This is a genomic window from Streptomyces solicavernae (assembly GCF_029968095.1).
In the GTDB taxonomy this organism is placed as follows: domain Bacteria; phylum Actinomycetota; class Actinomycetes; order Streptomycetales; family Streptomycetaceae; genus Streptomyces; species Streptomyces solicavernae.
Genome location: NZ_JASCIR010000007.1, coordinates 99,048 through 122,697, shown reverse-complemented (window position 1 = coordinate 122,697; position 23,650 = coordinate 99,048). Strand labels below are relative to the sequence as shown.

The 23,650-nt window shown below is 70.5% G+C and carries 19 protein-coding genes and 1 pseudogene; 17 read left to right on the top strand and 3 right to left on the bottom strand.

What is annotated here, in order from left to right; genetic code table 11:
- Positions 1-235: 235 nt before the first annotated feature.
- On the bottom strand, positions 236-2,440 hold the full coding sequence (locus tag QIS99_RS11255) for an elongation factor G-like protein EF-G2 (protein ID WP_282513003.1): 2,205 nt from the start codon (positions 2,438-2,440) through the stop codon (positions 236-238).
- A gap of 372 nt (positions 2,441-2,812) precedes the next feature.
- Here QIS99_RS11255 and pgsA point away from each other — a divergent pair.
- From pgsA to QIS99_RS11180, 15 genes and pseudogenes are all read left to right on the top strand, one after another.
- A pseudogene (gene pgsA / locus QIS99_RS11250) lies at positions 2,813-3,457 on the top strand (phosphatidylinositol phosphate synthase); the annotation flags it as partial.
- A 230-nt stretch (positions 3,458-3,687) separates the two neighbouring features.
- Complete coding sequence (locus QIS99_RS11245) at positions 3,688-4,623, top strand: phosphatidylinositol mannoside acyltransferase (RefSeq protein ID WP_282513001.1); 936 nt, start codon at positions 3,688-3,690, stop codon at positions 4,621-4,623.
- Positions 4,620-5,780 carry a glycosyltransferase family 4 protein gene (locus tag QIS99_RS11240; protein ID WP_282512999.1) on the top strand — a complete coding sequence of 387 codons (1,161 nt, stop codon included), beginning with the start codon at positions 4,620-4,622 and terminating at the stop codon, positions 5,778-5,780. The genes QIS99_RS11245 and QIS99_RS11240 overlap by 4 nt, the downstream gene beginning before the upstream one ends.
- 388 nt (positions 5,781-6,168) lie before the next feature.
- On the top strand, positions 6,169-6,714 hold the full coding sequence (locus QIS99_RS11235) for a LemA family protein (protein ID WP_282512997.1): 546 nt from the start codon (positions 6,169-6,171) through the stop codon (positions 6,712-6,714).
- 142 nt (positions 6,715-6,856) lie between these two features.
- Positions 6,857-7,780, top strand: coding sequence for a pyridoxal 5'-phosphate synthase lyase subunit PdxS (pdxS, locus tag QIS99_RS11230; protein WP_282512995.1), 924 nt, complete (start codon positions 6,857-6,859; stop codon positions 7,778-7,780).
- Positions 7,781-7,785: 5 nt separating this feature from the next.
- Positions 7,786-8,385: a pyridoxal 5'-phosphate synthase glutaminase subunit PdxT gene (gene pdxT / locus QIS99_RS11225; RefSeq protein ID WP_282512992.1), complete on the top strand. Its 600-nt coding sequence runs from the start codon at positions 7,786-7,788 to the stop codon at positions 8,383-8,385.
- Between the two features lie 48 nt (positions 8,386-8,433).
- Complete coding sequence (locus QIS99_RS11220) at positions 8,434-9,186, top strand: YebC/PmpR family DNA-binding transcriptional regulator (RefSeq protein ID WP_282512990.1); 753 nt, start codon at positions 8,434-8,436, stop codon at positions 9,184-9,186.
- A 139-nt stretch (positions 9,187-9,325) separates the two neighbouring features.
- Positions 9,326-9,880, top strand: a complete 555-nt coding sequence (gene ruvC / locus QIS99_RS11215) for a crossover junction endodeoxyribonuclease RuvC (protein WP_282512988.1) — start codon at positions 9,326-9,328, stop codon at positions 9,878-9,880.
- On the top strand, positions 9,877-10,488 hold the full coding sequence (gene ruvA / locus QIS99_RS11210; RefSeq protein ID WP_282512986.1) for a Holliday junction branch migration protein RuvA: 612 nt from the start codon (positions 9,877-9,879) through the stop codon (positions 10,486-10,488). The genes ruvC and ruvA overlap by 4 nt, the downstream gene beginning before the upstream one ends.
- A 144-nt stretch (positions 10,489-10,632) precedes the next feature.
- The gene (gene ruvB, locus QIS99_RS11205; protein WP_282512984.1) at positions 10,633-11,715 is read left to right on the top strand and encodes a Holliday junction branch migration DNA helicase RuvB; all 1,083 of its coding nucleotides are present in this window, start codon (positions 10,633-10,635) and stop codon (positions 11,713-11,715) included.
- Positions 11,716-11,880: 165 nt separating this feature from the next.
- On the top strand, positions 11,881-12,429 hold the full coding sequence (gene yajC / locus QIS99_RS11200; RefSeq protein WP_282512982.1) for a preprotein translocase subunit YajC: 549 nt from the start codon (positions 11,881-11,883) through the stop codon (positions 12,427-12,429).
- 144 nt (positions 12,430-12,573) lie between these two features.
- A complete protein-coding gene (gene secD / locus QIS99_RS11195; protein ID WP_282512980.1) occupies positions 12,574-14,367 on the top strand; it encodes a protein translocase subunit SecD in 1,794 nt (597 codons plus the stop codon).
- A 1-nt stretch (position 14,368) separates the two neighbouring features.
- Positions 14,369-15,511, top strand: coding sequence for a protein translocase subunit SecF (gene secF / locus QIS99_RS11190; RefSeq protein ID WP_282512978.1), 1,143 nt, complete (start codon positions 14,369-14,371; stop codon positions 15,509-15,511).
- Positions 15,508-16,047: an adenine phosphoribosyltransferase gene (locus QIS99_RS11185; protein WP_282512975.1), complete on the top strand. Its 540-nt coding sequence runs from the start codon at positions 15,508-15,510 to the stop codon at positions 16,045-16,047. Before secF ends, QIS99_RS11185 begins: the two co-directional genes overlap by 4 nt.
- Positions 16,048-16,268: 221 nt before the next feature.
- Positions 16,269-18,824, top strand: coding sequence for a RelA/SpoT family protein (locus QIS99_RS11180; protein WP_282512973.1), 2,556 nt, complete (start codon positions 16,269-16,271; stop codon positions 18,822-18,824).
- A gap of 121 nt (positions 18,825-18,945) precedes the next feature.
- On the opposite strand, the gene QIS99_RS11175 is transcribed toward QIS99_RS11180, so the two are convergent.
- Entirely contained in the window at positions 18,946-20,178 is a 1,233-nt protein-coding gene (locus tag QIS99_RS11175) for a DUF349 domain-containing protein (RefSeq protein ID WP_282512971.1), read from the bottom strand.
- 154 nt (positions 20,179-20,332) lie between these two features.
- A complete protein-coding gene (locus QIS99_RS11170) occupies positions 20,333-21,175 on the bottom strand; it encodes a peptidylprolyl isomerase (protein ID WP_282512968.1) in 843 nt (280 codons plus the stop codon).
- 225 nt (positions 21,176-21,400) lie between these two features.
- On the opposite strand from QIS99_RS11170, the gene QIS99_RS11165 reads away from it, so the two are divergent.
- Together QIS99_RS11165 and hisS are read left to right on the top strand one after the other, a co-directional pair.
- The gene (locus QIS99_RS11165) at positions 21,401-22,114 is read left to right on the top strand and encodes an MBL fold metallo-hydrolase (RefSeq protein ID WP_282512965.1); all 714 of its coding nucleotides are present in this window, start codon (positions 21,401-21,403) and stop codon (positions 22,112-22,114) included.
- Between the two features lie 13 nt (positions 22,115-22,127).
- Entirely contained in the window at positions 22,128-23,390 is a 1,263-nt protein-coding gene (gene hisS / locus QIS99_RS11160; RefSeq protein WP_282512963.1) for a histidine--tRNA ligase, read from the top strand.
- The last annotated feature ends 260 nt before the right edge of the window (positions 23,391-23,650 follow it).

The following is a 23,650-nucleotide window of genomic DNA, read 5'->3' as shown; positions in this document are numbered from 1 at the left end:
CCGCAGCTGCTCTGCGGCCCTTCCCGACTTCCCTACCCCGTACGGCCGTTGACCGCACTGCCCAGCAGATCTTCAATGTATCGGGGCGCACTGACATCCGTCATCGGGCGGCCGAATGCCGCCCGTCCCGGCACGGGTGGGGACGGGCGGCAGGCCCACCGGCGCCCGGCCGCGGCGCGCCGGCCGTCCGCCGCCGTGCCCTGCCGGATCGCGGCGACGGACCGGGTCGGGGCGGTCAGGCGTCCTGGTCGGCCGCCTCACGCAGCTTCGCCGCCAGCGGGGCGGGCATCGGTTCGTGCCGGACGTAACTACGGCTGAAACGGCCCGTTCCATGAGCCAGCGAGCGCAGATCAACCGCGTACCGGCCGATCTCGATCTCCGGCACCTCGGCCCGTACGAGTGTGCGGCCGCCGGGCGACTGCTCGGTGCCGACGACCCGGCCCCGCCGCCCCGACAGATCGCTCATCACGGAGCCGACGTACGCGTCGCCGACGAGCACGCTCACCTCAGCGACGGGTTCGAGGACATGGATCGGCGCGTCCGCCGCGGCCTCGCGCAGGGCGAGCGCGCCGGCCGTCTGGAACGCGGCGTCGGACGAGTCGACGGAGTGTGCCTTGCCGTCCAGGAGTGTGACGCGCACGTCGACCAGCGGGCTTGGGCCGATCCCGCGCGCCGCCTGCGCCCGCACGCCCTTCTCCACGGACGCGATGAACTGCCGCGGCACGGCGCCGCCGACGACCTTGTCGACGAACTCCACGCCGCTGCCGCCGGGCAACGGCTCCACCTCGATCTCGCAGATCGCGAACTGCCCGTGCCCGCCGGACTGTTTGACGTGGCGGCCGCGGCCCGCGGCCTTCGCGCCGAACGTCTCGCGCAGGGCGACGCGGTGCGGCACGACGTCGACCTGGACGCCGTAGCGGCTGCGGAGCCGTTCGAGGGCCACGTCCTGGTGCGCCTCGCCCAGGCACCACAGGACCACCTGGTGGGTGTCCTGGTTCTGCTCCAGGCGCATCGTCGGATCCTCGGCGACCAGGCGGGCCAGGCCCTGCGACAGCTTGTCCTCGTCGGGTTTGCTGTGCGCCCTGATCGCCAGCGGAAGCAGCGGGTCCGGCATGCTCCACGGCTCCATGAGGAGCGGGTCGTCCTTGGCGGACAAGGTGTCCCCGGTCTCCGCGCGGTTCAGTTTCGCCACGCAGGCGAGGTCGCCCGCGATGCACTGCGACAGGGTGCGCTGCTGTTTGCCGAACGGCGAGGAGAGGGCGCCGACGCGCTCGTCGACGTCGTGGTCCTCGTGGCCGCGGTCGGCCAGACCGTGCCCCGAGACATGCACCGTGTCGTCCGCGCGCAGCGTGCCGGAGAAGACCCGTACCAGCGAGATCCGTCCCACATAGGGGTCGGACGACGTCTTCACGACCTCGGCGGCGAGCGGGCCCTGCGGGTCGCAGGAAAGCGCCGCACGCGCGGTGCCGTCCGGAGTCGTGACGGCCGGTGTGTCCCGCTCCAGGGGCGTCGGGAAACCGCCCGTGATCAGCTCCAGGAGCTCGACCGTGCCGAGGCCCTGCCGCGCGCCGTCGGCGGCCGGCGCCGCGGCGAGCACCGGGTGGAAGACGCCGCGCGCCACCGCGCGCTCCAGATCCTCCACCAGCGTCTTGTAGTCGATGGTCTCGCCGCCCAGGTAGCGGTCCATGAGGGTCTCGTCCTCGCTCTCCGCGATGATCCCCTCGATGAGCCTGCTACGGGCCTGAGCGATCCGCGCCTCCTGTTCGCCGTCCGGATCCAGCTCCTTGCGCTCGCCCGACGCGTAGTCGAAGACCCGCTGCGACAGCAGTCCGACCAGACCGGTCACCGGAGCGTGCCCGTCCGGGCCCTCCTCCCCGTACTGCGGCAGATACAGCGGGATCACGGCGTCCGGGTCGTCCCCGCCGAAGGTCGCCGCGCAGCTGCCGGTCATCGCGTCGAAGTCGGCGCGTGCCGCCTCCAGGTGCGTGACGACGATTGCCCGTGGCATGCCCACTGCCGCGCACTCGTCCCACACCATGCGGGTGGCGCCGGTGACGCCCTCCGTGCCCTCGGCGGCCGAGACGACGAAGAGGGCCGCGTCCGCGGCGCGCAGACCGGCCCTCAACTCGCCGACGAAATCGGCGTATCCGGGGGTGTCGAGCAGATTGATCTTGACGCCGCCCCACTCCACCGGGACCAGGGACAGCTGGATCGAGCGCTGCTGTCGGTGCTCGATCTCGTCGTAGTCGGAGACGGTGCCGCCGTCCTCCACGCGGCCCGCCCGGTTCATCACCCCCGCGGTCAGCGCGAGGGCCTCCACCAGAGTCGTCTTGCCGGAACCGCTGTGGCCGACCAGCACCACGTTCCGTACGGAACGGGGGTGGTCGGCCGTGGGCGCCCTGCCGGCGGCCCCGGTATGTGCACTTGCCTTGTCGCCCATGCTGTGCCTCCCGAAGGCTCCCGATTTCTCGCACGGTGAGGGGAGAGGGCGCGGACGCGCGTGGGACCGCGTGTGCCGGCGGCTCCGATGACGCCCGCGGTGCCTTCGAGCTTTCCACTCGCTTCACGGCGCGTCCATACGTCGTACGCGATCGCGCGTGCCCGGAGACGCACCTGGAGACGCGTACGGGGACGCGTACGGGGACGCGTACGGGGACGCGCACGGGGACGCGTACGGGGACGTGCACGGGGACGCGTACGGGGACCGAAGGGGCTCACGAGGTGGACCGACAGGGTCCGTGGCTACGATGGGGCCGCCGGTGGCCGCAGGGGCCGCGCGGCCCGCCACTCCCGTTGGGAAGGCTTCAAGGCCATGCTGAACAAGTACGCGCGTGCGTTCTTCACGCGTGTCCTCACACCGTTCGCCGCGTTTCTGCTCCGCCGGGGAGTCAGCCCGGACGCGGTCACGCTGATCGGCACCGCGGGTGTCGTGGCGGGTGCGCTGGTCTTCTTCCCCCGGGGCGAGTTCTTCTGGGGCACGATCGTCATCACGCTGTTCGTGTTCTCGGACCTGGTCGACGGAAACATGGCCCGGCAGGCGGGCATCTCCAGCCGCTGGGGTGCCTTCCTGGACTCCACGCTCGACCGGGTCGCGGACGGCGCGATCTTCGGCGGCTTCGCGCTCTGGTACGCGGGCCGTGGCGACAGCGACATGATGTGCGCGGTGTCCATCTTCTGCCTGGCCAGCGGCCAGGTGGTCTCGTACACGAAGGCGCGCGGGGAGTCGATCGGGCTGCCTGTCGCGGTGAACGGTCTGATCGAGCGGGCCGAGCGGCTCGTCATCTCGCTGGTCGCGGCCGGTCTCGCCGGACTGCACGCCTTCGGGGTGCCCGGTATCGACGTCCTGCTGCCGATCGCCCTGTGGATCGTCGCCGTCGGCAGCGCCGTGACCCTCGGCCAGCGGGTGGTGACCGTACGACGGGAATCCGCGGAAGCGGACGCGGCCACGGCGACGGAGACCAAAACCGGCACAGAGGACGTGGCGGCGGGGACGAAGACCGGCACAGAAGAAGTGACGGCCGGGACGAAAACCGGCACAGAAGAAGTGGCGGCCGGGACGAAAACCGGCACAGAAGAAGTGGCGGCCAGGACGAAAACCGGCACAGAAGAAGTGGCGGCCAGGACGAAAACCGGCACAGAAGAAGCAGAGCCGAGCGGCAGCGAGGCGCGGGGGAGCGAGGCCACGTCATGAGCAAGGCACAGGAGAAACTCACCGACGCCCTGTACGGGCTCGGCTGGTCCGCGGTGAAGAAGCTCCCCGAGCCCGTCGCCGTCCGCCTCGGGCGCGGCATCGCCGACCTCGCGTGGAAGCGCCGCGGCAAGGGTGTCCAGCGGCTGGAGGCCAACTACGCGCGCGTGGTGCCGGATGCGAGCCCCGAGCGCCTCGCCGCCCTCTCCAAGGCGGGCATGCGCTCGTACATGCGCTACTGGATGGAGTCCTTCCGGCTGCCGGCCTGGAGCAAGGACCGTATGGCGAACGGTTTCGCGCCCAAGGACGTGCACTACCTGACGGACGGCCTCGCCTCCGACAAGGGCGTGATCCTCGCCCTTCCGCACCTCGCCAACTGGGACCTCGCGGGCGCCTGGGTCACCACCAAGCTGGAGACGCCGTTCACCACCGTCCAGGAACGGCTCAAGCCCGAGACGCTGTACGACCGCTTCGTGGCCTACCGCGGCAGCCTCGGCATGGAGGTCCTGCCGCACACCGGCGGCTCGGCCTTCGGCACACTCGCGCGCAGGCTCCGCGCGGGAGGCCTGGTCTGTCTGGTCGCCGACCGGGACCTGTCCGCGTCCGGCGTCGAGGTGAAGTTCTTCGGTGAGACCACGCGCATGCCGGCCGGCCCCGCGATGCTCGCCCAGCAGACCGGCGCACTGCTGCTCCCCGTCACCCTCTGGTACGACGAGAGCGCCGTCATGAAGGGCCGGGTCCATCCGCCCATCGAAGTACCGGAGACAGGCACACGGGACGAGAAGACGTCTGTCATGACACAGGCGCTGGCCGACGCCTTCGCCACCGGTATCGCCGACCACCCGGAGGACTGGCACATGCTGCAACGACTGTGGCTCGCCGACCTGGACCCCGCCAAGGCGCCCGACGGGGCTGCGTCCGAGGTGACCGAGTGAGGATCGGCATCGTCTGCCCGTACTCCTGGGACGTGCCGGGCGGCGTCCAGTTCCACATCCGCGACCTCGCCGAGCACCTCATCCGCTGGGGCCACGAGGTATCCGTCCTCGCACCCGCCGACGACGACACTCCGCTTCCGCCGTACGTGGTCTCCGCGGGGCGCGCCGTTCCGGTTCCGTACAACGGCTCCGTGGCGCGCCTCAACTTCGGCTTTCTGTCCGCCGCGCGTGTGCGGCGCTGGCTGCACGACGGCACCTTCGACGTCATCCACATCCACGAACCGGCCTCCCCCTCGCTCGGCCTGCTCACCTGCTGGGCCGCGCAGGGGCCGATCGTCGCGACGTTCCACACGTCGAACCCCCGCTCACGCGCGATGATCGCCGCGTACCCGATCCTGCAGCCCGCCCTGGAGAAGATCAGCGCGCGCATCGCGGTCAGCGAGTACGCGCGCCGGACCCTGGTCGAGCACCTGGGCGGCGACGCGGTCGTGATCCCCAACGGCGTCGACGTCGACTTCTTCGCGAAGGCCGAGCCGAAGCCCGAGTGGCAGGGCGGGACCATCGGGTTCATCGGGCGCATCGACGAGCCGCGCAAGGGGCTTCCGGTGCTGATGAAGGCGCTGCCCAGGATCCTGGAGGAGCGCCCGCAGACCCGCCTGCTCGTCGCCGGGCGCGGTGACGAGGAGGAGGCCGTCGCGACGCTGCCGCTCGACATGCGCTCGCGCGTGGAGTTCCTCGGCATGGTCAGCGACGAGGACAAGGCCCGCCTGCTGCGCAGCGTCGACGTGTACGTGGCGCCCAACACCGGCGGCGAGAGCTTCGGGATCATCCTCGTCGAGGCCCTCTCCGCGGCCGCGCCCGTGCTCGCCTCCGACCTCGACGCGTTCGCCCAGGTCCTCGACCAGGGCGCGGCGGGCGAGCTGTTCGCCAACGAGGACGCCGACGCGCTCGCGGACGCCGCCGTGCGCCTCCTCGGCGACCCCGCGCGCCGGGACGGACTGCGCCGGCGCGGCAGCGCCCACGTCCGCCGCTTCGACTGGTCCACGGTCGGGGCGGACATCCTCGCGGTGTACGAGACGGTGACGGACGGCGCGGCATCGGTCGACACCGACGAACGCACCGGGCTGCGGGCGCGGTTCGGGCTGGCGCGGGACTGAGGCCGGGCGCCTTCCGGGGGCCTGCCCGGGCCCGCACTTGGGCGCCGGGCGGCTGCCGGACCGGCGTTGTCAGTGGCCCGTCCTAGCCTTCAGGCATGCAGCTGATCCATGGCGGCCGGACCGCCTCCGACTCCGCGGTGCCGCGCACCGGAGTGGCTCCAGGGCACCGAGACGCCCGACTGCGCAGCGTGCCGCCGTGCCGCCGTGCCCTGATGCTCACCGCCTCGCTCGAAAGAGAGTCAGGACCACCGCACCGCCGCCGACTTCGGTGGCGGTGGCCACGGCCACGTCTTCGCCTGCGCGCGTGCAGGAAGGCGGCGTTCCTGTGGCAGTGCTGACCGCCGTCGCGGCTGCGGGGCCCGGCCCGCCCACGGGTAGCCTTCCGCCCGTGACCTCCACCTTGATCTGGATCGCGGTAGCGCTCTTCGCGATCGGCCTCTACTTGAGCTGGACGGCGGGCCGCCTCGACCGGCTGCACGCGCGCATCGACGCAGCCCGCGCCGCCCTCGACGCGCAGTTGCTGCGCCGCGCCTCGGTCGCGCAGGAACTCGCCACGTCGGGCGTGCTCGACCCGGCCGCGTCGATCGTGCTCTACGAAGCGGCGCACGCGGCCCGGCAGGCCGAGGAGGAACACCGCGAGGTCGCCGAGAGCGAGCTCTCCCAGGCCCTGCGGGCGATCTTCGCGGAACCCGGCCAGATGGACGTCGTACGCGAGGCCCCGGGCGGCGAGGACGCGGCGAACGAACTCGGCCAGGCCGTCCGCAGGGTCCCCATGGCCCGCCGCTTCCACAACGACGCCGTACGCGCGGCCCGCGCCCTGCGCAGACACCGCAAGGTGAGGTGGTTCCGGCTCGCCGGGCACGCGCCGTTCCCGATGGCCTTCGAGATGGACGACGAACCGCCGACGGCGCTCGCGGACCGGGCCGCCTCGTAGGACGCCCGTGCGGCGAACCCTGGCCCTTTGTCGGGCTGCGGGAAAAATGAGCCACCGCCTCACCATTGGCCCTTGTTGTGGCCTGAAGCGGACGGTTGGCTGCTGAGCAGCAAGATTCCCCTTCCCGCCAGTGAGGTCATCCGTGTCCAGCACGCCCACCACCAGCACCCAGGCCACCGAAACCCCCGCGACCGGCACCGCGCGCGTCAAGCGCGGCATGGCCGAGCAGCTCAAGGGCGGCGTGATCATGGACGTGGTCACCCCGGAGCAGGCGAAGATCGCCGAGGACGCGGGCGCCGTCGCCGTCATGGCCCTGGAGCGGGTGCCGGCCGACATCCGCAAGGACGGCGGCGTGGCCCGGATGTCCGACCCGGACATGATCGAGGGCATCATCGAGGCCGTCTCCATCCCGGTCATGGCCAAGTCCCGCATCGGTCACTTCGTCGAGGCCCAGGTCCTGCAGTCCCTCGGCGTGGACTACATCGACGAGTCCGAGGTACTGACCCCGGCCGACGAGGTCAACCACAGCGACAAGTTCGCCTTCACCACCCCCTTCGTCTGTGGCGCCACCAACCTGGGGGAGGCCCTGCGCCGCATCGCCGAGGGCGCGGCCATGATCCGCTCGAAGGGCGAGGCCGGTACCGGCAACGTCGTCGAGGCCGTCCGCCACATGCGCCAGATCAAGAACGAGATCGCCCGCCTGCGCGGCTACGACAACAACGAGCTGTACGCCGCCGCCAAGGAGCTGCGCGCCCCGTACGAGCTGGTCAAGGAGGTCGCCGAGCTCGGCAAGCTGCCGGTCGTGCTGTTCTCCGCCGGTGGCGTGGCCACCCCGGCCGACGCCGCCCTGATGCGTCAGCTCGGCGCCGAGGGTGTCTTCGTCGGCTCCGGAATCTTCAAGTCCGGCGACCCGGCCAAGCGCGCCGCCGCCATCGTGAAGGCCACCACCTTCTACGACGACCCGAAGATCATCGCCGACGCCTCCCGCAACCTGGGCGAGGCCATGGTCGGCATCAACTGCGACGAGCTCCCCGAGACCGAGCGTTACGCGAAGCGCGGCTGGTAACACCCATGAACACCCCTGTGATCGGCGTCCTGGCCCTCCAGGGCGACGTACGGGAGCACCTCATCGCCCTGGCCGCGGCGGACGCCGTGGCCAGGCCGGTGCGGCGCCCCGAAGAACTGGCCGAGGTCGACGGGCTCGTCATCCCCGGCGGCGAATCGACCACGATCTCCAAGCTGGCCGACCTCTTCGGCCTCGCGGAGCCACTGCGCGAGCGGATCAGGAACGGCATGCCGGTCTACGGCAGCTGCGCCGGTCTGATCATGCTCGCCGACAAGATCCTCGACCCGCGCTCCGGCCAGGAGACGTTCGGCGGCATCGACATGATCGTGCGCCGTAACGCCTTCGGGCGACAGAACGAGTCCTTCGAGGCGACCGTCGAGGTGTCCGGGATCGGCGGCGTGGAGGGCGTCTTCATCCGCGCCCCCTGGGTCGAGTCGGTCGGCGCCGCCGCCGAGGTGCTCGCCGAGCACGACGGCCACATCGTCGCCGTACGCCAGGGCGGCGCCCTCGCCACGTCGTTCCACCCGGAGCTCACCGGTGACCACCGCGTTCACGAGCTGTTCGTGGAGATGGTGCGGGAGAAGCACCCGGCAGGGTCCCGGTAGGATCTCTGTCGTTCGTACAGAGATTGGTTACGCGAAGGAGACAGGCAGATGTCCGGCCACTCTAAATGGGCCACGACGAAGCACAAGAAGGCCGTGATCGATGCCAAGCGCGGCAAGCTCTTCGCGAAGCTGATCAAGAACATCGAGGTCGCCGCGCGAATGGGCGGCGTCGACATCGAGGGCAACCCGACCCTCTACGACGCCATCCAGAAGGCCAAGAAGCAGTCGGTCCCGAACAAGAACATCGACTCCGCGGTCAAGCGCGGCGGCGGCCTTGAGGCCGGCGGCGCCGACTACGAGACGATCATGTACGAGGGCTACGGCCCCAACGGCGTGGCCGTCTACATCGAGTGCCTCACCGACAACCGCAACCGCGCGGCGTCCGACGTCCGCGTCGCGATGACCCGCAACGGCGGCTCGATGGGGGACCCGGGCTCGGTCGCGTACCTCTTCAACCGCAAGGGCGTCGTGATCGTCAACAAGGGCGAGCTCGACGAGGACGACGTCCTCGGTGCCGTCCTGGAAGCGGGCGCCGACGAGGTCAACGACCTCGGCGAGAAGTTCGAGGTCGTCAGCGAGGCCACCGACCTGGTCGCGGTCCGCACCGCCCTGGTCGACGCGGGCATCGACTACGACTCGGCCGAGGCCAGCTTCCTGCCCACCATGCAGATCGAGCTGGACGAGGAGGGCGCGCGGAAGATGTTCAAGCTCATCGACGCCCTTGAGGACAGCGACGACGTCCAGAACGTCTTCGCCAACTTCGACGTCCCCGACGAGATCATGGAGAAGGTCGACGCCTGACCGTGCACTGCGCGCCGCACGGCGAACTCCGCTGCACGGCAAGGGCCGACGGGACACACGCCCGTCGGCCCTTCCCTTTGCACCCGTTGTCAGTGGCAGCCGATAGCCTGCACAAACAGATGAGCGAAGGAGGGGTGGCGTGCGTGTGCTCGGTGTGGACCCAGGGCTGACCCGCTGCGGTGTGGGCGTCGTCGAGGGCGTCGCGGGCCGCCCCCTCACGATGCGCGGCGTCGGCGTCGTCCGCACGCCCACCGACGCCGAGTTGGGGCAGCGGCTCGTCGCCATCGAGCAGGGCATCGAGCAGTGGCTCGACGAGCACCGGCCCGAATGCGTCGCCGTGGAGCGGGTGTTCAGCCAGCACAACGTCCGTACGGTCATGGGCACCGCCCAGGCCAGTGCCGTAGCCATGCTCTGCGCCTCGCGCCGCGGCATCCCGGTCGCCCTGCACACGCCCAGCGAGGTCAAGGCCGCCGTCACCGGCAGCGGACGCGCGGACAAGGCCCAGGTCGGCGCCATGGTCACCAGACTGCTGCGGCTCGCCGCCCCGCCCAAGCCGGCCGACGCCGCGGACGCCCTGGCCCTCGCGATCTGCCACATCTGGCGCGCCCCCGCCAAGAACCGACTCCAGCAGGCAGTGCAGCAACAGGCCGCCCTGCACGCATCAAAGCACGCATCGAAAGGCCGAACGCCATGATCGCCTTCGTCAGCGGACCCGTGGCCGGACTCGCCCCCGACTCGGCGGTGGTCGAGGTCGGCGGCATCGGCATGGCCGTCCAGTGCACCCCCACCACCCTGTCCGGCCTGCGCGTGGGCCAACAGGCCAAGCTGGCCACGTCGTTGGTCGTGCGCGAGGACTCGCTGACCCTCTACGGCTTCGCCGACGACGACGAGCGCCAGACCTTCGAGCTGCTGCAGACCGCCAGCGGGGTCGGCCCGCGCCTGGCCCAGGCCATGCTCGCCGTACACAGCCCGGACGCGCTGCGCACGGCCGTCTCCACCGGGGACGAGAAGGCGCTCACCGCCGTCCCCGGCATCGGCAAGAAGGGCGCCCAGAAGCTCCTCCTCGAACTGAAGGACAGACTCGGCGAACCCCTCGGCACCGGCGGCCCCGCCATCGGCACCGCCGTCACCGCCGGCTGGCGCGACCAGCTGCACGCCGCCCTGATCGGCCTCGGGTACGCAACGCGCGAGGCCGACGAAGCGGTCGCCGCCGTCGCCCCGCAGGCCGAGGCCGCCGAGGGCACCCCACAGGTGGCCCAGCTCCTGAAGGCCGCCCTGCAGACCCTCAACCGCGCCCGCTGACCGAGGCCCGCTGACCGGCGCCGCCGGAAAGCGAGCGCCGCCGGAAAGCACCGGAAAGCACCGGAAAGCAGGCGCCACCGGAAGCGGGCACCGCCCCGCCCCCGTACCGCACACGACCGCACCCACAACCCCGAGGCCGCCACCGTGAACTGGGACTCCACACCGACCGACACCGCCGCCGACACCGACGGCCGCCTCGTCGGGGCCGCCGCGGACGGCGAGGACCAGGCCGTCGAGGCGGCCCTGCGCCCCAAGTCCCTGTCCGAGTTCGTCGGCCAGGAGCGGGTCCGCGAGCAGCTCGACCTCGTCCTCAGGGCCGCCCGCCAGCGCGGCGCCACGGCCGACCACGTCCTGCTCTCCGGTGCCCCCGGCCTCGGCAAGACCACGCTCTCCATGATCATCGCGGCCGAGATGGACGCCCCGATCCGCATCACCAGCGGCCCCGCGATCCAGCACGCGGGCGACCTCGCCGCGATCCTCTCCTCGCTGCAGGAGGGCGAGGTCCTCTTCCTCGACGAGATCCACCGCATGTCACGGCCCGCCGAAGAGATGCTCTACATGGCAATGGAGGACTTCCGCGTCGACGTCATCGTCGGCAAGGGCCCCGGCGCCACCGCCATCCCCCTCGAACTCCCGCCCTTCACCCTCGTCGGCGCCACCACCCGCGCGGGACTGCTGCCCCCGCCCCTGCGCGACCGCTTCGGCTTCACCGCGCACATGGAGTTCTACGGCCCCGCCGAGCTGGAGCGCGTCATCAGCCGCTCCGCCGAACTCCTCGACGTCACGATCGAGGCCGACGGCGCGGGCGAGATCGCGGGCCGCTCCCGTGGCACGCCCCGCATCGCCAACCGCCTGCTGCGCCGCGTACGGGACTACGCCCAGGTCAAGGCGGACGGCACCGTCACCCGCGAGATCGCCGCCGCCGCCCTGAAGGTGTACGAGGTGGACGGCCGTGGACTCGACCGCCTGGACCGCGCGGTCCTCGAAGCCCTGCTCAAGCTGTTCGGCGGCGGCCCCGTCGGCCTCTCCACCCTGTCTGTCGCGGTGGGGGAGGAGCGTGAGACCGTGGAAGAGGTCGCCGAGCCCTTCCTCGTAAGAGAGGGACTTCTCGCCCGTACGCCCAGGGGCCGCGTCGCCACCCCCGCGGCCTGGGCCCACCTCGGACTCACGCCCCCACAGGGCGGCGGAACGGGAGGAACGGGGCAAGGGGACCTGTTCAGCACCTGACGGCGCGGATGGTCGCGGGGCCAGGAACCCCAGTGCCATGCTGAGCGTTGTTCCTTAGGCGCGGGCTCGCTTAGACTCCGCCGATGCCGCCCCTCCCGGGCGGCGTGCCCACCCCCAATAGACAGGCCGCTCAACGCGCGGTCGCGCGAAGGAAAATTACGTCCCGTGGATATCGTGACCTTCCTCCCGTTCATCGTGCTCATCGGGGCCATGTTCCTGATGACGCGCTCCGCCAAGAAGAAGCAGCAGGCGGCGGCGACGATGCGCAATGAGATGCAGCCCGGCACCGGCGTCCGCACGATCGGTGGCATGTACGCCGTCGTCAAGGAGGTCACCGACGACACCGCCACCCTGGAGGTGGCGCCCGGAGTCCACGCGATCTACGCCAAGAACGCGATCGGCGCCGTCCTCGACGACGAGGAGTACAACCGCATCGTCCACGGCGCCGAACAGGACCTGAAGTCGGACACCCCCGTCGTGCCGGACGACGCCTCCTCCCTGACCGAGAACGCTGAGGACGCCGCGCCCGCCGCCGCCGGCGACTCGCCCGTGGACTTCGCCAAGAAGGACACCGACGCCGACAAGACCGCCGAGGCCGACGCCGGCAAGGCTGCCCAGGCCGACGCCGACAAGGCCGCCGACACGGACGAGGACGCGCCGAAGAAGGACGAGGACGCGCCGAAGAAGACCGACGGCGAGGCCGACGCGAAGTAGTCACGGCCGAGGACCGCGGAGCGCCCCGAACGCCCCGCGGTCCTTCGGGCGTGCCGGCTTCGTCCGGTTTCACCCCCCACCACTTCATGGCCGCCCACGGCGTGTGTTCGGGTTCCGGGCGGTTGGACAGGGAGAAACGACAAGGTGGCAGCACCGAAGAAGGGCCGGAGGCCGAGCGGCCAGGGCAAGCCGGGCAGGGCCCTCGCGCTGATCCTGATCGCCATGGTGGCGCTGACCGGGGGGATGTTCTTCTCCGGTCACACCACTCCGCGCCTGGGCATCGACCTCGCCGGCGGTACGAGCATCACGCTCGCGGCCAAGAACCAGCCCGGCAAGCCGAACGCGATCAACAAGACCAACATGAACACCGCGGTCGGCATCATCGAGCGCCGTGTCAACGGCCTGGGCGTCTCCGAGGCGGAGGTCCAGACCCAGGGCGATCGCAACATCATCGTCAACATCCCCAAGGGCACCAACGAGAAGCAGGCCCGCGAGCAGGTCGGCACGACCGCTCAGCTCTACTTCCGCCCGGTCCTCACGATGAGCGCGGGCAAGCCCACCCCGGACCCCTCGTCCAGCCCGTCCCCCGGCGCATCGGACCCCGGCGCCTCTGACTCCGGCAAGGACAAGCCGAAGGCCGGCAACGGCGACGAGAGCGCCACGCCCACCGCGAGCCCCACCACGCAGGGCCGCGCCGTCACCGACGGCCTGAAGGCCGACCCCACCCCGTCCTCCTCGGCGAACGACAAGGGCGACCAGGGCAAGGGCGACGAGAAGCCCTCCGCCACGGACAAGCCCTCCGCCACCGAGACGCCCAAGCCGGACGAGGCCACGAAGAAGCTGCAGGAGCAGTTCACCGCGCTCGACTGCACCAAGAAGGACGAGCGGGTCCAGGCCGCACAGGGCGTCGCGCCCACTGAGCCCATGGTCGGTTGCGGCAAGAACGCCATCGGCCAGTGGGAGAAGTACATCCTCGGTCCGGCCGAAGTCGACGGCAAGGACGTCGACGAGGCCGCGGCGGTCATCAACGACCGCGGCCAGTGGATCGTCACGATGAAGTTCAACAGCAAGGGCGCGGACAAGTTCTCGAAGATCACGACCCAGCTGAAGACGCAGCAGTCGCCGCAGAACCAGTTCGGCATCGTGCTCGACGGCGAGGTCGTCTCCGCCCCCAGCGTCAGCGAGACCCTGAGCAAGAGCGCCGAGATCTCCGGCAGCTTCACCCAGGAGTCCGCGCAGGACCTGGCGAACATCCTGTCGTACGGCGCGCTCCCGCTGAGCTTCGAGGAGCAGAGCGTCACCTCGGTGACCGCCGCCCTCGGCGGTGAGCAGCTGCAGGCCGGACTGATCGCCGGCGCCATCGGCCTCGCCCTGGTCGTCGTCTACCTCGTGGTCTACTACCGCGGCCTGTCCCTGATCGCCCTGCTCAGCCTTCTCGCCTCCGGCATCCTCACGTACACGCTGATGTCACTGCTCGGGCCGGCCATCGGGTTCGCGCTGAACCTGCCGGCGGTCTGCGGTGCGATCGTCGCCATCGGCATCACCGCCGACTCGTTCATCGTGTACTTCGAGCGGGCCCGGGACGAGGTCCGTGAGGGCCGCAGTCTGCGCCCCGCAGTCGAGCGGGCCTGGCCGCGTGCCCGGCGCACCATCCTGGTGTCCGACTTCGTGTCGTTCCTGGCCGCCGCCGTGCTGTTCATCGTCACCGTCGGCAAGGTGCAGGGCTTCGCGTTCACGCTCGGCCTGACCACGCTGCTCGACATCGTCGTGGTGTTCCTCTTCACCAAGCCGCTGATGACGCTGCTCGCCCGCCGCAAGTTCTTCGCGAACGGCCACCCGTGGTCCGGACTCGACCCGAAGCGCCTCGGCGCCAAACCCCCGCTGCGCCGCTCGCGCACCCGTCGTGTGCCCGGCTCCGTCGACCCGAAGGAGGCGTGAGATGTCGAAGCTCGGCAACCTCGGCGCCCGGCTCTACCGCGGCGAAGTCGGCTACGACTTCATCGGCAAGCGGAAGGTCTACTACGGCATCTCGATCCTGATCACCATCACGGCCATCGTGGCCCTGGCGGTGCAGGGACTGAACCTGGGCATCGAGTTCAAGGGCGGCGCCGTCTTCACGACGCCCAAGACCGAGGCCTCCGTCTCGCAGGCCCGGGAAGCGGCCGAAGACGCCTCCGGCCACCAGTCCATCGTCCAGAAGCTCGGCAACGGCGGCCTCCGGATCCAGGTCAGCGGCGTGGACACCGCCAAGTCCGACCAGATCAAGGAAGTGCTGTCCGAGGACCTGAGCGTCCCGGCGAACGACATCAACGCCGAACTGGTCGGGCCCAGTTGGGGCGCGCAGATCGCCAACAAGGCCTGGATGGGCCTCGGCGTGTTCATGGTGCTCTGCGTCATCTACCTGGCGATCGCCTTCGAGTGGCGGATGGCCGTCGCCGCCCTGATCGCCCTGATCCACGACATCACCATCACCGTCGGCGTGTACGCCCTGGTGGGCTTCGAGGTCACCCCGGGCACGGTGATCGGTCTGCTGACCATCCTCGGGTACTCGCTGTACGACACGGTCGTCGTCTTCGACTCCCTGAAGGAACAGTCGAAGGGGATCACCAAGCAGACGAAGCAGACCTACAGCGAGGTCGCCAACCTCTCCATCAACAGCACGCTGGTGCGCTCCATCAACACCACGGTGGTCGCGCTCCTGCCGGTGGCGGGCCTGCTGTTCATCGGTGGCGGCGTCCTCGGCGCCGGCATGCTGAACGACATCTCGCTGTCGCTGTTCGTCGGCCTCGCCGCCGGTGCGTACTCCTCGATCTTCATCGCCACGCCGCTCGTCGCCGACCTCAAGGAGCGCGAGCCGCAGATGAAGGCGCTGACGAAGCGGGTGCTCGCCAAGCGCGCGCAGGCCGCCGCCAAGAGCGAAGCGGAGGCGGCGGGCCAGGACGAGGAGCCCCGCGAGCCGGACCCGGTGGACGCCACCGCAGGCGCCACCGCGGGCGCGGCCCCGGGCGTGGTCGGCCAGCGCCGCACCCAGCCGCAGTCCCGCAACCGCGGACGCGGCCGACCCTCTGGGAAGCGCCGATGACCGACGTCAAGGAACTGCTGCTCAGCCGCATCCGGGACGTCCCGGACTACCCGAAACCCGGCGTGATGTTCAAGGACATCACCCCGCTGCTCGCCGACCCGACGGCGTTCTCGGCGCTCACCGGCGCCCTCGCCGACCTCTGCGTCGAGCAGGGCGCGACGAAGATCGTCGGCCTGGAGGCGCGCGGATTCATCCTCGCGGCCCCGGTCGCGGTCCGCGCGGGCGTGGGCTTCATCCCCGTACGCAAGGCGGGCAAGCTCCCCGGAGCGACCCTGGCCCAGTCGTACGAGCTGGAGTACGGCAGCGCCGAGATCGAGGTGCACGCCGAGGACCTGTCCACGGGCGACCGCGTCCTGGTCATCGACGACGTCCTGGCCACCGGCGGCACCGCCGAGGCCTCGCTGCAGCTGATCCGCCGCGCGGGCGCCGAGGTCGCCGGCCTGGCGGTCCTGATGGAGCTCGGCTTCCTCGGTGGCCGGGCCCGCCTGGAGCCCGCGCTCCAGGGCGCCCCGCTGGAGGCGCTGCTCACCGTCTGAGCACGCGCGGATCAGCTGCTGATCGCCGTCTGATCGGCACGATCGAGCCAAGGGCGGGCACCGGGAACAGTCCGGTCGCCCGCCCTTCGCATGCCCGCGGCCTCGGGGAGGCCACCCTCGCGCAGGAGGTTATCCACAGTGGGCACGAGCCGGAGCGCGAGGATCGATACCATGGCAGTCCGGACCTGATCGGGGGGCCGGACCCTGCATGAGGAGCACTCTTGCCAGACGAGGCCCGTCAGCCACTCGCCGCCGCGCAGCCCGAGCCCGACCAGCCGGCCGAATCGGCCGCGGCGCCCGCTGCCATGCCCGCCGCGAGCGAGAAGAAGCAGGCACCCAAGCCGAAGTCCGACCCGGTGGCCGAAAAGCCCCGCCCGGCGCCCAAGCCCGCGCCGCCCGCGAAGGCGCCCGCGCACCCGCCCGCCAAGGGCCCGGCGAGCCAGGCCCCGGCGATGCGCCCGGCAGGGTCGAACCAGTCGCGCTCCGCCTCCTCCAACCGCGTGCGGGCCCGCCTCGCCCGCCTCGGCGTGCAGCGCTCGAACCCGTACAACCCGGTGCTTGAGCCGCTCCTTCGGATCGTGCGGAGCAACGACCCGAAGATCGAGACGTCGACGCTGCGCCAGATCGAGCGGGCCTACCAGGTCGCCGAGCGCTGGCACCGCGGCCAGAAGCGCAAGAGCGGCGACCCGTACATCACGCATCCGCTCGCCGTGACGACGATCCTCGCCGAGCTCGGCATGGACCCGGCCACGCTGATGGCGGGCCTGCTGCACGACACCGTGGAGGACACCGAGTACGGCCTGGACACCCTGCGCCGGGACTTCGGCGACCAGGTCGCGCTGCTCGTCGACGGCGTCACCAAGCTGGACAAGGTCAAGTTCGGCGAAGCCGCGCAGGCCGAGACGGTCCGCAAGATGGTCGTCGCCATGGCCAAGGACCCGCGCGTCCTGGTCATCAAGCTCGCCGACCGCCTGCACAACATGCGCACGATGCGGTATCTCAAGCGCGAGAAGCAGGAGAAGAAGGCCCGCGAAACCCTGGAGATCTACGCCCCGTTGGCGCACCGACTGGGCATGAACACCATCAAGTGGGAGCTGGAGGACCTCGCGTTCGCGATCCTCTACCCCAAGATGTACGACGAAATCGTCCGCCTCGTCGCCGAGCGGGCCCCCAAGCGCGACGAGTACCTGGCCATAGTGACCGACGAGGTCCAGGCCGACCTGCGCGCCGCCCGCATCAAGGCCACCGTGACCGGCCGCCCGAAGCACTACTACAGCGTCTACCAGAAGATGATCGTCCGCGGCCGTGACTTCGCGGAGATCTACGACCTGGTGGGGATCCGTGTCCTGGTCGACACGGTGCGGGACTGCTACGCCGCCCTCGGCACGGTGCACGCGCGATGGAACCCGGTCCCCGGCCGGTTCAAGGACTACATCGCGATGCCCAAGTTCAACATGTACCAGTCGCTGCACACCACGGTCATCGGCCCCAACGGCAAGCCCGTCGAGCTGCAGATCCGCACGTTCGACATGCACCGCCGCGCCGAGTACGGCATCGCGGCGCACTGGAAGTACAAGCAGGAGGCCGTCGCCGGAGCCTCCAAGGTCCGCTCGGACGCCCCCAAGGGCGGCGGCAAGGACGACCACCTCAACGACATGGCGTGGCTGCGCCAACTCCTCGACTGGCAGAAGGAGACCGAGGACCCCGGCGAGTTCCTGGAGTCCCTGCGCTTCGACCTCTCGCGCAACGAGGTGTTCGTCTTCACGCCGAAGGGCGACGTCATAGCGCTCCCGGCGGGCGCGACCCCCGTCGACTTCGCGTACGCGGTGCACACCGAGGTGGGCCACCGCACCATAGGAGCCCGGGTCAACGGCCGTCTCGTACCGCTCGAATCCACCCTGGACAACGGCGACTTGGTGGAGGTCTTCACCTCCAAGGCCGCCGGGGCAGGGCCGTCCCGTGACTGGCTCGGCTTCGTCAAGTCCCCGCGGGCGCGCAACAAGATCCGCGCCTGGTTCTCCAAGGAGCGGCGCGACGAGGCCATTGAACAGGGCAAGGACGCCATCGTCCGCGCGATGCGCAAGCAGAACCTGCCGATCCAGCGCATCCTCACCGGCGACTCCCTCGTCACGATGGCGCACGAAATGCGCTACCCCGACATCTCCTCGCTGTACGCGGCGATCGGCGAGGGCCATGTCTCCGCGCAGAACGTGGTGCAGAAGCTGGTCCAGGCCCTCGGCGGCGAGGAGGCGGCCGGCGAGGACATCGCCGAGACGGCCACCCCGGTGCGCGGCCGCAGCAAGCGCCGTGCGAACGCCGACCCGGGCGTCATGGTCAAGGGTGTCGAGGACGTGTGGGTCAAGCTCGCCCGCTGCTGCACCCCGGTGCCGGGCGACCCGATCATCGGCTTCGTCACCCGCGGCAGCGGCGTCTCCGTGCACCGCGCGGACTGCGTCAACGTCGACTCGCTGTCGCAGCAGCCCGAGCGGATCCTGGAGGTCGAGTGGGCGCCCACCCAGTCCTCGGTGTTCCTGGTCGCCATCCAGGTCGAGGCGCTGGACCGCTCCCGGCTGCTCTCGGACGTCACCCGCGTCCTCTCCGACCAGCACGTCAACATCCTGTCGGCAGCCGTCCAGACCTCCCGCGACCGCGTCGCCACCTCCCGCTTCACCTTCGAGATGGGCGACCCCAAGCACCTGGGCCACGTGCTCAAGGCGGTCAGGGGAGTCGAGGGCGTCTACGACGTGTACCGCGTGACGTCGGCGCGCAGACCGTAGCCACGGAGTCGTACGCAAGACGGAACCGCACAGCCGTACGCAAAAAGGGGCTCCCGTGCACGAAGAAGGGGCTCCCGCACACGAAGTACGGGAGCCCCTTGACGTACGTACGAGAAAGGCGTCAGCCGCCGAACTCGTGCAGCCCCTTCAGGGCCTGGTCGAGCAGCGCCTGACGGCCGTCGAGCTCCTTCTTGAGCTTGTCGGCGCGAGCGTTGTTGCCCTGCGCGCGAGCGGTCTCGATCTGGCCGGTCAGCTTGTCGACCGCGGCCTGCAGCTGGCCCGTGAGCCCCTCGGCACGCGCGCGTGCCTCCGGGTTCGTACGCCGCCACTCCGCTTCCTCGGAGTCCTGCAGCGCCCGCTCCACGGTGTGCATCCGGCCCTCGACCTTCGGGCGGGCGTCACGCGGGACGTGGCCGATGGCCTCCCAGCGCTCGTTGATCCCGCGGAACGCGGCGCGGGCCGCCTTCAGGTCGGTGATCGGGAGCAGCTGCTCGGCCTCGTCGGCCAGCGCCTCCTTGAGCTTCAGGTTCTCCGCCTGCTCCGCGTCCCGCTCGGCGAAGATCTCGCTGCGGGCCGTGAAGAAGATGTCCTGGGCGCCGCGGAAACGGTTCCACAGGTCGTCCTCGTGCTCGCGCTGGGCGCGGCCCACGGCCTTCCACTCGGCCATCAGATCGCGGTACCGCGCGGCCGTCGGGCCCCACTCCCTGGAGTTCGACAGCGCCTCGGCCTCCGAGACCAGCCGCTCCTTCGCCTTGCGGGCCTCCTCGCGCTGCGCGTCGAGCGCGGCGAAGTGGGCCTTGCGGCGCTTGGAGAAGGCGGAGCGCGCGTGCGAGAAGCGGTGCCAGAGTTCGTCGTCGGACTTGCGGTCGAGACGCGGCAGGCCCTTCCAGGTGTCCACGAGCGAGCGCAGCCGCTCGCCCGCCGCCCGCCACTGCTCGCTCTGGGCCAGCTCCTCGGCCTCGACGACCAGGGACTCCTTGGCGTGCCTGGCCTCGTCCGCCTGCTTGGCCTTCTCGACCTTGCGCTCCTCGCGGCGGGCCTCGACGCTCTCCACCAGCTTGTCGAGCCGCTTGGCCAGGGCGTCCAGGTCACCCACCGCGTGCGCGTCGGTGATCTGCTCGCGCAGGTGCTCGATGGCGGTCGTCGCGTCCTTGGCCGACAGGTCCGTGGTCTGCACCCGGCGTTCGAGAAGGCCGATCTCCACGACCAGGCCGTCGTACTTGCGCTTGAAGTAGGCAAGTGCCTCGTCGGGAGAGCCTGCCTGCCACGAACCGACGACTCGCTCGCCTCCGTCGGCCGTACGCACGTACACGGTCCCCGCCTCGTCGACGCGGCCCCACGGGTCGCTGCTCACAGCGCCTCCTCCACATGATGCCTGCGCGGGGGTTGCCCGGGGCATCGTCCACAGTTTCTTCAGGGCAGCCGCACACGGCGCCCTGCACAACGCCAACATAGGCGACGAGCAGGGCGGCTGTCCGCATCCAGCAGCACCGAACTTGCCCTGCCGGTCAAGACTTCCTGACGGTCGCCTTGTCGATGACCACGGTGGCGTTCGGGGCCGTGTTGCCCGTGGTCGGGTCGGGCTGCGTGGCGCCCGCGTCGGCGATCTTCTTCAGGACCTTCATGCCGGACTTCGAGACCGTGCCGAACGGCGTGTAGTCGGGCGGCAGCTGGCTGTCCCGGTAGACGAGGAAGAACTGGCTGCCGCCGCTGTCCCGGCCCTTGCCGTCCTGCGGGTTGTACTGGTTCGCCATCGCGACCGTGCCCGCCGGGTAGACGTTGTCCTTCAGGCTCTTGTCCTTCAGGTTCTCGTCCGGGATCTTGTAGCCGGGAGTGCCCGTTCCGGTGCCGGTCGGGTCGCCGCACTGCAGGACGTAGATGCCCTGGTTGGTGAGGCGGTGGCACTTGGTGTGGTCCAAGTACCCCTTGTTCACCAGGAAGTTGAACGAGTTCACGGTGTGCGGGGCCGCCGCGGCCTTCAGGTCGATGTCGATGTCACCGCAGGTCGTGGCCAGACTCATGGTGTAGTCGGCGGACTTGTCGATGGTGAGTTTCGGCTCCTTCTCGAAGCTCATCTCCTTGACCTTGCCCGGCGCCGGCTTGTCGCAGGGGTCCTTGACCGACGGGCTGGGCGACGGCTCGGCCGCCGCGTCGGTCTTCTCCTTGCCGCCGTCGCCCGTGAACGCGCCCGCAGCCACCGCGCCGCCGCTCGCCGCGAGCACCACCACGAGTGAGGTGGCGATGATCGCGTTGCGGCGCTTCGCCTTGCGCCGCGCGGACTCCCGCCGTGCCTGCTGGCGGGCGAACTTCTCCCGGGCGAGCTGACGCCGCCGCTGATCGCTGCTGACCACCGGGTCTTCTCCTTGTACGTCTCTTAAGTACGTCGTACGTCTCTGAGTGCGTCGCTCAGTACGTCTCTGATCGGTCCTGACCGCCTGAGCTTGCCCCGTACCGTATATGGGTTGGCTGTGCGCCGAGCAGCGCCGGTAGGCTGCGGGTATTGCGATCCGGTGTCGCCGCCCGCCGCGGCCGGTGAGCCGCCGCACTTTCCCGTCGGACCATCCTTAAGGACGAACGTGCTGATTGCCGGGTTCCCCGCCGGGGCCTGGGGGACCAACTGTTACCTGGTCGCCCCCGCCGCAGGCGAGGAGTGCGTGATCATCGACCCCGGCCACCAGGCCGCCGAAGGCGTCGAGGAAGCGCTCAAGAAGCATCGGCTCAAGCCCGTCGCGGTCGTCCTCACCCATGGCCACATCGACCATGTCGCCTCGGTCGTCCCGGTCTGCGGAGCGCACGACGTTCCCGCCTGGATCCACCCCGAGGACCGGTACATGATGAGCGACCCCGAGAAGGGCATCGGCCGCTCCATCGGCATGCCGCTGATGGGCGAGCTGACCGTGGGGGAGCCGGACGACGTGCAGGACCTGACCGACGGCGCGCGGCTGCAGCTCGCCGGGCTCGACTTCTCCGTCGCCCATGCTCCCGGCCATACGAAGGGGTCGGTGACGTTCCGGATGCCGGAGAGCGCGGACATCCCGTCCGTCTTCTTCTCGGGCGATCTGCTCTTCGCCGGCTCCATCGGACGCACCGACCTGCCCGGCGGTGACATGGACGACATGCTTGAGTCGCTGGGCCGCGTCTGCCTGCCGCTCGACGACTCGACCGTGGTCCTGTCCGGACACGGTCCCCAGACGACCATCGGCCAGGAGCGCGCCACCAACCCGTATCTGCGCCAGGTGGCCGCAGGCCAGGGAGCCCCGCAGCAGCAGGCTCCGCGACGAGGAATGTGACGAGAGTTTTCCCGTGAGCACCTTTCAGGCCCCCAAGGGCACGTACGACCTGATCCCGCCGGACAGCGCCAAGTACCTCGCCGTGCGCGAGGCCATCTCCGCGCCGCTGAAGAACTCCGGCTACGGCTACATCGAGACGCCCGGCTTCGAGAACGTCGAGCTGTTCGCGCGCGGCGTCGGCGAGTCCACGGACATCGTCACCAAGGAGATGTACGCCTTCGAGACCAAGGGCGGCGACCAGCTCGCGCTGCGCCCCGAGGGCACCGCGTCCGTGCTGCGCGCGGCCCTGGAGGCCAACCTGCACAAGGCGGGCAACCTCCCGGTCAAGCTCTGGTACTCGGGCTCGTACTACCGCTACGAGCGCCCGCAGAAGGGCCGGTACAGGCACTTCTCGCAGGTCGGCGCCGAGGCGATCGGCTCCGAGGACCCGGCCCTGGACGCCGAGTTGATCATCCTGGCCGACCAGGCGTACCGCGCGCTCGGGCTGCGGAACTTCCGCATCCTGCTCAACTCCCTGGGCGACAAGGAGTGCCGTCCCGTCTACCGCACGGCCCTGCAGGACTTCCTGCGCGGCCTCGACCTCGACGAGGAGACGCTGCGCCGCGCCGAGATCAACCCGCTGCGCGTCCTCGACGACAAGCGGGCCGACGTGCAGAAGCAGCTGGTGGGCGCGCCGGTCCTGCGTGACTACCTCTGCGACGGGTGCAAGACGTACCACGAGGAGGTGCGCGCGCTGATCACCGCGGCGGGCGTCGCCTTCGAGGACGACGAGAAGCTGGTCCGCGGTCTGGACTACTACACGCGTACGACCTTCGAGTTCGTCCACGACGGCCTCGGCTCGCAGTCCGCGGTGGGCGGCGGCGGCCGCTACGACGGCCTCTCCGAGATGATCGGCGGCCCCTCGCTGCCGTCCGTCGGCTGGGCGCTCGGCGTCGACCGTACGGTCCTCGCCCTGGAGGCGGAGGGCGTGGAACTCGAACTGCCCGCCGCCACCAGCGTGTTCGCGGTGCCGCTCGGCGAGGAGGCCCGCCGGGTGCTCTTCGGCGTCGTCACCGAGCTCCGCAAGGCGGGCGTCGCGGCCGACTTCAGCTACGGCGGCAAGGGCCTCAAGGGCGCGATGAAGAACGCCAACCGCAGCGGCGCGCGGTACGCGCTGGTGGCCGGCGAGCGTGACCTGGCCGAGGGCCTGGTCCAGCTCAAGGACATGGAGTCGGGCGAGCAGGAGGCGGTCGCGGTGGACGCGATCGCCGAGGCGCTGAAGGCCAGGCTCGGCTAGTACGCAGGGAGTTGAGGCCCCCGGGCGCGGCACCGCGCCCGGGGGCCTCGCCGTGTCGGCGTGCGGCTCCTGTGCTGGAGCGGCGTCGGCGTCCCGCGCGGTGGCGAATCGCTCTCGCGCGCGGTGGCGGCCGGCTTCTGTACGGCCCTTCCGTACGCCCCTTCCGTACGCCCCTTCCGTACGCCCCTTCCGTACGCCCCTTCCGTACGGCCCTTCCGCACGGCCCTTCCGTACGGTCGTCCTTATGTCCATCGAACGGT